The organism is Galbibacter kalidii (assembly GCF_026241135.1).
Classification (GTDB): domain Bacteria; phylum Bacteroidota; class Bacteroidia; order Flavobacteriales; family Flavobacteriaceae; genus Galbibacter.
On the sequence record NZ_JAPFGA010000039.1, the window covers coordinates 1 to 8766 of the forward strand.

General features: G+C 33.2%; 10 protein-coding genes. All 10 read left to right on the forward strand.

Going from position 1 to position 8766, the window contains the following annotated elements; translation table 11 throughout:
- Positions 1–667: 667 nt before the first annotated feature.
- The 10 genes from OOZ15_RS19505 to OOZ15_RS19550 all read left to right on the forward strand — a co-directional run bounded on the left by OOZ15_RS19505 (position 668) and on the right by OOZ15_RS19550 (position 8699).
- Positions 668–2038 carry an RHS repeat domain-containing protein gene (locus OOZ15_RS19505; RefSeq protein ID WP_265958122.1) on the forward strand — a complete coding sequence of 457 codons (1371 nt, stop codon included), beginning with the start codon at positions 668–670 and terminating at the stop codon, positions 2036–2038.
- Between the two features lie 16 nt (positions 2039–2054).
- Positions 2055–2873, forward strand: a complete 819-nt coding sequence (locus OOZ15_RS19510) for a toxin-antitoxin system YwqK family antitoxin (RefSeq protein WP_265958123.1) — start codon at positions 2055–2057, stop codon at positions 2871–2873.
- Between the two features lie 104 nt (positions 2874–2977).
- A complete protein-coding gene (locus tag OOZ15_RS19515) occupies positions 2978–4222 on the forward strand; it encodes an RHS repeat domain-containing protein (RefSeq protein WP_265958124.1) in 1245 nt (414 codons plus the stop codon).
- Positions 4191–4619, forward strand: a complete 429-nt coding sequence (locus OOZ15_RS19520; RefSeq protein ID WP_265958125.1) for a hypothetical protein — start codon at positions 4191–4193, stop codon at positions 4617–4619. The genes OOZ15_RS19515 and OOZ15_RS19520 overlap by 32 nt, the downstream gene beginning before the upstream one ends.
- A gap of 10 nt (positions 4620–4629) precedes the next feature.
- Positions 4630–4839 (forward strand): hypothetical protein, encoded by a 210-nt coding sequence (locus tag OOZ15_RS19525; protein ID WP_265958126.1) that lies wholly within the window; start codon positions 4630–4632, stop codon positions 4837–4839.
- The gene (locus tag OOZ15_RS19530) at positions 4811–5650 is read left to right on the forward strand and encodes an RHS repeat domain-containing protein (RefSeq protein WP_265958127.1); all 840 of its coding nucleotides are present in this window, start codon (positions 4811–4813) and stop codon (positions 5648–5650) included. Before OOZ15_RS19525 ends, OOZ15_RS19530 begins: the two co-directional genes overlap by 29 nt.
- A 14-nt stretch (positions 5651–5664) precedes the next feature.
- Positions 5665–6195, forward strand: a complete 531-nt coding sequence (locus OOZ15_RS19535; RefSeq protein ID WP_265958128.1) for a hypothetical protein — start codon at positions 5665–5667, stop codon at positions 6193–6195.
- A 382-nt stretch (positions 6196–6577) separates the two neighbouring features.
- Positions 6578–7591, forward strand: coding sequence for an RHS repeat domain-containing protein (locus OOZ15_RS19540; RefSeq protein ID WP_265958129.1), 1014 nt, complete (start codon positions 6578–6580; stop codon positions 7589–7591).
- Positions 7548–8159: a hypothetical protein gene (locus tag OOZ15_RS19545; protein ID WP_265958130.1), complete on the forward strand. Its 612-nt coding sequence runs from the start codon at positions 7548–7550 to the stop codon at positions 8157–8159. Before OOZ15_RS19540 ends, OOZ15_RS19545 begins: the two co-directional genes overlap by 44 nt.
- Positions 8160–8276: 117 nt before the next feature.
- Positions 8277–8699 carry a hypothetical protein gene (locus OOZ15_RS19550; RefSeq protein ID WP_265958131.1) on the forward strand — a complete coding sequence of 141 codons (423 nt, stop codon included), beginning with the start codon at positions 8277–8279 and terminating at the stop codon, positions 8697–8699.
- Positions 8700–8766 lie beyond the last annotated feature (67 nt).

Consider the following 8766-nt stretch of genomic DNA (forward strand, 5'->3'; position numbering starts at 1 on the left):
TTTCTTCATACTGTGTAAAATTTAAAATTAATAAAAAAATATCGGGGGTCATGACCCCCGATATTTTCTATTTACACAGTTTATGAGATGCTACCTAAAAATCATTTATTCATTAGGAATTTTTTATTTAATTTCTCTTATAATTGATATTTTCTTTTTCTTTAATAATAGAAAAATTTATGATGGTGTATTCCAGTTTCCGTATGAACCTGAGTATCTTATTGTAATTAAGTGGTTAATGATATTTATTATCATTATTACATATTTATTTATTCTTAAATTAAAACGAAAGGCTTTATATATAGCTATTTTTCTTAACTCAATCTTTTTGTTATTATTTTTATACCATTTGGTCAATGGAATAGGTTATAAAGGAAGTATAATATACAATATGAAATTAATTGAAATTACTTCTTTATTCTCGTTATTCTTCCTTTTAAAAGTTTTTATGCATAACAGAGGTAGTACGGTCAATTAAGAGGTGCACAAAGGAAAAGGCATGAAATAAAAAAGTTATAAATTAAAACCCCCCAGCTGCGCGAAGTGTCCTCACTTCGAGCAATTATAAAAGTTAAGAAAGCCACCTTCGGGTGGTTTTTTTATGCATATGCTTTTTTAGCTTTATAGTCTCGGAGTAGTGCATCTATTACATTAAAGATCTGTGCCTGTGACACAAGACCCGAGTATCCCGACAGACTTTGGGGCAATAGATCAGCTCTCGTATACCTATGATACCGGCAACCAGCTTTTAGGAGTATCCGATCAGGTCACGGGAGTGACCTCGGAAGTGGAATTCAAGGACGGGAACACATCAGGGAACGATTATGGTTACGATATTAATGGTAACCTTACCCAGGACTTGAACAAAGGGATACCAACGGACGGTATCACGTACAACCATTTGAATTTACCAACCAGCGTTACCATAACCGGTGGAAATATTTCTTATATTTACGATGCGACGGGAGTCAAGTTAAAGAAAACGGTAAGCACAGGTAAGGTAACGGAATATGCCGGGAATTATGTTTATGAAAACAGTTCTTTGAAACAGATTGCCCAACCTGAAGGATATATAGAGCCAGTTGGTAGTGGCTGGCAATATGTATACCGCTATACGGATATTTGGGGGAATACAAGGATTACTTATGCGGATGACAATAGGGATGGAGCCGTAGGAACTTCTGAAATAAGAAGGGAGCAGAATTATTATCCTTTTGGACTTGAACATAAAGGGTATAATATCGGAAAGTACGGGGTGAAGAACAATCTGAAGACCTATCAAGGACAGGAATTTACTGAAGATTTAGGACTGAACACCCACGAATGGAAATACCGCGTTAGCGACCCTGCGATTGGTAGGTTCTGGCAAGTTGACCCATTAGCAGAGGATTATGTTTATAATTCTACCTATGCTTTTCAGGAGAATAAAATGGGAATGGGGGTTGAGCTTGAAGGTCTTGAAATGGTTCCCATAAACGGTGATGGAATTGCACGGGCTTTTAAATCTAAAGTGAACGAAATAGGTGATAGTATTGAGGAAGGGCGGAACAGTTTTGTAAGCCTGTTTTCAGGAAATATTGAAGGTAAACGTATTAATATGTCAGGTGATGGGCTTACTATTTATGGAGACAACAACTCCCATGATGGCTCTACACAAGACAATGGTAATAGTAGCGGACCTTCAATAGATACAGATGATTTACCATCAGCTCCAGCCGGAACTTTTAAAGGAACAAAAAAATTAAAAAAACTCTCAAGAGCTATAAGTAATGGAAAAAATGATGGGAAGGGTGCTATGAAAATTTTTGATGCGGCTCAAGAAACTGTTGAAGCTACAGAAACTAGTGACACCACAATTGAGGTAACTACCTATTATGTTAAAGAAGTTTATAAAGATGAGAATGGTGAAACAGTTGTTTTAAGGGGAAATGATACACGAGACACAACGATAAATAAAAATCAGGTAAGAAATGTTAGAGGGTTTGAAAGAAATAAGAATAAACAAACAGAAGAAAGAGTTAATAGCATACTTGACTAAAAGATGCTTTTTTTTAATGATATTATTCTTTTCATGCAAGCGAGAAACACATTTTGTAGAATCACATTACTACAAAACAGGTAGTCTTTTAAATGAAGTTTCATATAGAATAGAAGATACTGTTAAAGATGGTATTTCAAAAGAGTATTACGAGAATGGTAGCATAAAAAAAATTGTGAATTATGAAAATGGGAAGCTTAAAGATACCTCGAAAATATTTTTTGACTCAGGAGAGTTAGAATTTTTGGAAGTTAGAACAAAGGATACAATTTATACTTACCACTATTATAAAAATGGAAAAACATCCATAAAAGGAAATTTTTTAAATACTAATCCCCCTAAGGAAATAGGTTGGTTTAGGCTATTTAGTGATAATGGAATGTTAACTGATAGTATAGAATATGTTATTATAGAAGGTAATAGCATCCTAAACCAAAGGAAGCATTATCGTAATAATAGCATCCTGATGGATAGCAGCAATTTTTATAATTTTAAACTAAGTAAAATAAGCAATAACTCAACTCTTCATCAACTAAAAATCAAATATATCCCTGAGATAAAGGAGGCTCAAACTTATTTGGTAATTAGTGATAGCACCTACACAGGCTATGATGATATAGATGAAAGTATTTTAGATACTTTTTATATGGAAAATAATGAATTAATTGCTAAAAAAGCCTTTGACAAAAAATATAAAAAATTAATGGGTTTTTTTTATGAATACAATCCTATTGTAAAAGATACATTAGAGAATGATAGTATTAGGATAATTATTCAAGAAAAGAAAGTATACTTTAATGAAACTGTATATGTCACAGATACAATAGACAAATAAAATTTAGAATGCCCCCTCGCTGGCGCAAGCATCTTTTGCTTGTGCCTATACAATAACAGTAACAAGACCAAGACCACAACTTGTAAAAGAGTTGTGGTCTTATCTTGCAAAAAACAACCAGAAACTATATTTACGATGCTTCGGGTGTCAAGTTAAAGAAAACGGTAAGCACGGGTAAGGTAACGGAATATGCCGGTAACTACATTTATGAGAACGACCAATTACAGTTCTTCAGCCATGCAGAAGGCTACGTGACCCCGAGCGGTAGTGGGGGCTATGATTATGTCTACCAGTATAAGGACCACTTGGGGAATGTAAGGTTGAGTTATATGGATGCCAATAACAATGGTAGTGTAACGACTGCTGAGGTTATAGAAGAGAGCAATTATTATCCCTTTGGACTTGAACACAAAGGCTACAATAATGTGGTCAATGGCGTTGAAAACAACTACAAGACGTATCAAGGAAAAGAGGAGGAAAAAGAACTCGGAAGAAACACTTATGACTTTGGGTGGAGGGATTTTGACCCAGCGATTGCAAGATGGACAGTGATTGACCCGTTAGCGGAAAAGTATTACAGTCAATCTCCTTTTGTTTATGTAGCTAATTCTCCTATGGTCTTATCAGACCCGAATGGTAAGGAAATATCTTTTTCAATTACTAGAGATGAAGATGGGGAAATAACAGGAATAACAATAAATGTAACAGGAAAAATAATAAACAATTCTAGTAGAAAATTAAATCAAAAACAGTTAGAAAGAAGAAGAGATAGGATTTTAAAAGGTCTTTCTAATATAAAGATTGAAGGAAATGGAGTTGCTGTTAACTTTACTGGTAATATTGGAATTGCAAATTCAGAATCTGACATTAGTAAAACCGACCACGTATATCGTTTAGTGGATGATATATCAAAAGTACCAGGAGCTAATCATACTAATCCGAATACTAACCCAGAAGGGTTTGCACCTCTAGGTCAAAATGTAATTTATTTAGAAAATGATTTTACTTCTAGAACAGCAGCACACGAAACTGGTCATTCGGCAAGTTTAAAACATATAGATGATAGTAGTTTGAGAGATTTTGAGCCTTATGCAGTAGATTATTTTAGGGGCGTTGCTAGATCTCCACAGCATGCTGCAGCTGAACAAGTTAGTGCGGAAAATTATGTTTATAAGATATATAACACACGATATTCAGCAGATGATTTTCCAAAGAATTTAATGCACCAATCAGCTACGAGAAACTCTAAAGGAAATCCTGTAGCGGGCAATAAAGTAACAAGAGGTCAAGTAACATCAATAATATATAAAATAGAAAATGGACAAATTAATAAAGGTAAACAGAAATAGTATTTTTTTAGTTCTATCTATCATTTTGATTTCTTGTTCTGCAAGTAGGTTATCAAAGAATGATAAAGAGTTGATGAATATTAATTTTTCTTCAATATACAACGATGAAAACCTCACTTTGAGTATTAATGGTTCTAGTTATTATGTCAATCAGCCCATAAAAACAGATAGGTCTTTAGGTATTGATATGAAGAGTTATTTATCAATAAAGGATAATAAAATCTATTTAAAAGGTGTTTTTACTGCGAAAACTGCTCCTGATTTAGATGAGAATTATACAAGAGAACTTAAAATAGATACCATTTTAAATCGAAGTAATGGCAGTAACATACTAATAAAAGCTAGAAAAGATACTTATACTGTGAAACAACAGAATAGGGTATTTAAAGTAGAATAAGAAGGAGCACTTGGGGAATGTAAGGTTGAGTTACATGGATGCCGATAACAACGGTAGTGTGACTACCGATGAGATTGTTGAAGAGAGCAATTATTATCCTTTTGGCTTACAGCACATGGGTTATGGTCCGGGGATTTCATCGCTTGGAAATGATGTTGCCCAACGTTGGAAGTACAACGGGAAGGAGTTTGATGAGAGCCTTGATATCAACACCCTATGATTTTGGGGCAAGGAATTACGATCCTGCATTGGGTAGGTGGATGAACCTTGACCCATTAGCAAATAAATTTCCTTCATATTCACCATATGTATATAGTATTAATAATCCAGTATTGTTTATTGATTACGATGGTAAAGAACCTGACCCAGTAATATTGAAAGTTGTAGTTGAAGCTATTCAAAATGCTGCAATAGCTATTGCCAATCGAAGAATAAACCAAATTAAACAGAAATTTAATGTCCCATTCATTGATAACAAAGAAACTTTAGCTTCAATACCATGGAATGAAAAATATAGATATAAATCTGGAGTTTGGAATGCAATAAGCGGAAGGAATGAAACGAGATTTGACGCAAATATAAACGTGTTTGGGAAAAGTTTTTCAAGCGAGATTACTTATCAGCATAAATCATATAAATCTTTGATGGATATTAAAGATGTAGTTGTACAAAAAGGTGAAAATGGAAAAAGATTGGTGGCGAATTTTTTTACTTCTGGATATTTTGTTAATTTAAATACTGGAAAGGATCTTACAACTATTTATATAAATTTTGTAGATGAGAAAACTCATACTGAGTTTGAAGAGGCTTTTGAAAATGAGATTGAAAAAGAAATAAACAAATTACTTGAAGCTAATCCCGAACTAAAAGAATTGTATGATTTAAATAGCCTTTATAGTAAAGTTGAAAGAAAATATATAGAAATAACAAGTAAAGACGGGGAAGTGACTGATGAAGAGAAAGAAATATATCAGCATATGAGAGATTCCCTTGAAAAATCAATAAAAAAATGGGAGGAACAATATAAATAATAGAGTTTTATATTATGAAATTAAAGGTATACATTACAATAATTGTCTTAACAATTGTATTGATTGTAATCGGGGGTAAAAATTATTTAGCAAATCAAAGAATACATAATAATAACCAAATTGTATTTAATGAAGATGTGAAAATCTATCTAAAAAAATATAATGAAAAAGATACTATACAATACAAAAAGTGGTTAAAATATATAAGTGGATTAAAGAATAACTACATTCGTTATTTTTTAATAAATACAGATAAAAAAATTTATTTTTCAAATAATTCGGAGAATAAAATTGAAATATTAATGAATGAGAATGGGGGGTATCATTTTAAAAGTTCTATTAAAATAGCAAGGTTAGATTATAATTTCAACGAAAAACTCGTTGAATATATAGCTTCGTATTTACATAAAATTGGAATAGATAAAGTAGTTATATTTACACCAGTACCAATTGATATTAATGAGTTTCCTCCCCCAGTAGTGAAGTATTATGGAAATGATGAGAACGGAGAAATCCCTGAGAAAGTAGATTTAGATAGCTTGTAGTTTGTTTATTGTAACCATACCTAGGATTTCCACGATAAAACAGGGTATGAATGTTAAAAAATAGTTTCGAAATCCCGATACCCATAGGGACTCCCAGCTTTGAGTGACAATAGTAACAAAGCCACAATTTGTAAAAAAGTTGTGGTTTTATCTTGTAAAAAACAACTAAGAATTTAACTATATTTACAACGCTTCGGGTGTCAAGTTAAAGAAAACGATAAGCACGGGTAAGGTAACGGAATATGCCGGGAATTACATTTATGAGAACAACCAATTACAGTTCTTTAACCATGCTGAGGGCTATGTGACCCCGAGTGGTAGTGGAGGCTATGATTATGTCTATCAATATAAGGACCACTTGGGCAATGTAAGGTTGAGTTATATGGATGCCGATAACAACGGTAATGTGACTACCGATGAGGTTATAGAAGAGAGCAATTATTATCCATTTGGGCTGAAACATATGGGGTATGGACCAAGTATATCCTCGCTTGGAAATGATGTGGCGCAACGTTGGAAGTACAATGGTAAGGAGTTTGATGAGAGCCTTGATATAAACACTTATGATTTTGGAGCTCGTCACTATATGCCCGATATTGTTAGAACACCTACAATGGGTCCTCACGCCGAAAGTTATTTTTCTGTTTCGCCATATAGTTTCTTTGCCAATAATCCCATATCTTTTGTTGACCCTACTGGTGAGGACATCTTATTTTGGCAATGGGAAAGAGATGATGAATTAACTCTTGGTGGAACCTGGAAACAAGTTACTTATGACCAATTGGATGAGAAGACCCAAAAAGGCTTGGAAGCATTTGCTAAGACAGAATCTGGATTTGCTTTTTTCTCAAAATTTGCAAATAAAGGGGATAAGATTGGGTCTGTTGAATTTGGTGCGACAGGTGATTATGCAAATCATAATTTGAATTTTGGAGAATTAGAGACAGGAAATGAAGGTGGTACACCACCTCCAATTAATCAAAGTGCTTTTGGACCAATGCAAGAAGGTAAAACCAATAATTATGTGGACTTTTTTTTAAGGGTTAACTACAATATTGAGAATAGTGAAATAAACATTCCTGAAACTATAGGTCACGAAGCATTTCTACATCTTTCACAATATGTAGATGATTATATCAAAGCTTTTGAAGCTAACGATTCGGAAGGTGCACAAACAATTATTGATAAGCATCAAGAAGGGAATCCTAGTGGGGCAAGAGACCACTTATCGATGTACTATAAAACTAAAAAGGCGCAAAAATATTACACATTCATAAATCAATTAAAAAGCATATTTAACCCAAGAGAAGTACAAAAGCACATAGACAATGAAAGAGCGAAGAATTATAATCATGCAAAATTTAAACTTAAAAAATCTGAAAGGAAGGGGTATTAGTTTTTGGGTTCTATTGATTCTTGTTTCTTTTTTTTCGTGTAAAACCGACAAGGATAATAGGGGAAGAATTGTAGAAGGCTATTACTATGAGATAAGTTATAAAAACAATAACAATAAAAATTACACCCATAGGAAGTATGTGTTTACAGGAGATACCATAATGGTAAATGTTGTCCGTTTTGACGAAAATGGAAATGTTCTGCCAAGCGATGGAGAAAATGCCTATTATCTAAATAGAGATGATGATATTATGATACTAAAGGGAAAAAAAGCCTCACCAACAATAAGCGGTGTTGTTTTTACAACTAAAAAGAAAGACTCTTGTTGGGCTTTTTTTCATCCATTTTATCACAAAACTATTAATTGCTATAAAGGCTTGAACAATGAAGGGTTATTTGTCTTTAGTTCAAGTCAATCTGGTGATGATGGACACGATTGGGAAATGTTTTTAGATGAAAACTATTCTTTGGTTAAAAAAATCAGCAACACCCCTTTAGAAAATTTTAAATCAGAAATCAGAGTTGACCCAAACAAAGTACCCCAAAAAATATTAGATAAAACAGAATAATTAGAAACACCTTTAACGAGGGATCATAAATCAATAAAACCCCGTTAGCAGAAAATTATGTGCATAATGGGGTTTATAATTTACCAGAAGGAAGCAAAATAAAAATAGTGATAAAGGATGAATAAAGTATTAGTGTTAATTTTTCTATTAGCTGGCCTTACTTCTTGCTCTCAAAATTTGGATTGCACTGGGTTTAAGCAAGGAGGTTTTATTATTCCAAACGATACAACAGAAGGGACTACATCGTATAGAATTATAAGGAACGATACACTTCAAACAGAAATTGATAGCGAAGGAGTGAAAAGATATTCTAAAATAAAATGGTTAAGCGATTGTCGTTACATATTGCTATATGATGAAGATAAAATGCTTTTAAATGATTTTCAAAAGAAAGTTAATAGTGTTGGAGGTGTTATAGTAGAAGTTATAAAAATAGAGGATAACTGTTATCATTATACTTCTAATATAAAAGGAGACCCACCTAGTGAGCGGATTAATGGGGTAATGTGTAAGACACTATCCCAAAAAGTGTGTAAGTAAAAATATCGAGGGTTGGATTCTTAATTAGAGTCTGACCCTTTTTTCATAGATCGTCAGGAACTGATTT

Excerpts from the sequence above, each read along its gene's own strand:
- OOZ15_RS19510 (WP_265958123.1), top strand. The coding sequence starts at position 2,055 with ATGATATTATTCTTTTCATGCAAGCGAGAAACACATTTTGTAGAATCA.
- OOZ15_RS19535 (WP_265958128.1), top strand. The coding sequence starts at position 5,665 with ATGAAATTAAAGGTATACATTACAATAATTGTCTTAACAATTGTATTG.
- OOZ15_RS19550 (WP_265958131.1), top strand. The coding sequence starts at position 8,277 with ATGAATAAAGTATTAGTGTTAATTTTTCTATTAGCTGGCCTTACTTCT.
- OOZ15_RS19520 (WP_265958125.1), top strand. The coding sequence starts at position 4,191 with ATGGACAAATTAATAAAGGTAAACAGAAATAGTATTTTTTTAGTTCTA.
- OOZ15_RS19545 (WP_265958130.1), top strand. The coding sequence starts at position 7,548 with ATGCAAAATTTAAACTTAAAAAATCTGAAAGGAAGGGGTATTAGTTTT.
- OOZ15_RS19530 (WP_265958127.1), top strand. The coding sequence starts at position 4,811 with ATGAGAGCCTTGATATCAACACCCTATGATTTTGGGGCAAGGAATTAC.
- OOZ15_RS19540 (WP_265958129.1), top strand. The coding sequence starts at position 6,578 with ATGGATGCCGATAACAACGGTAATGTGACTACCGATGAGGTTATAGAA.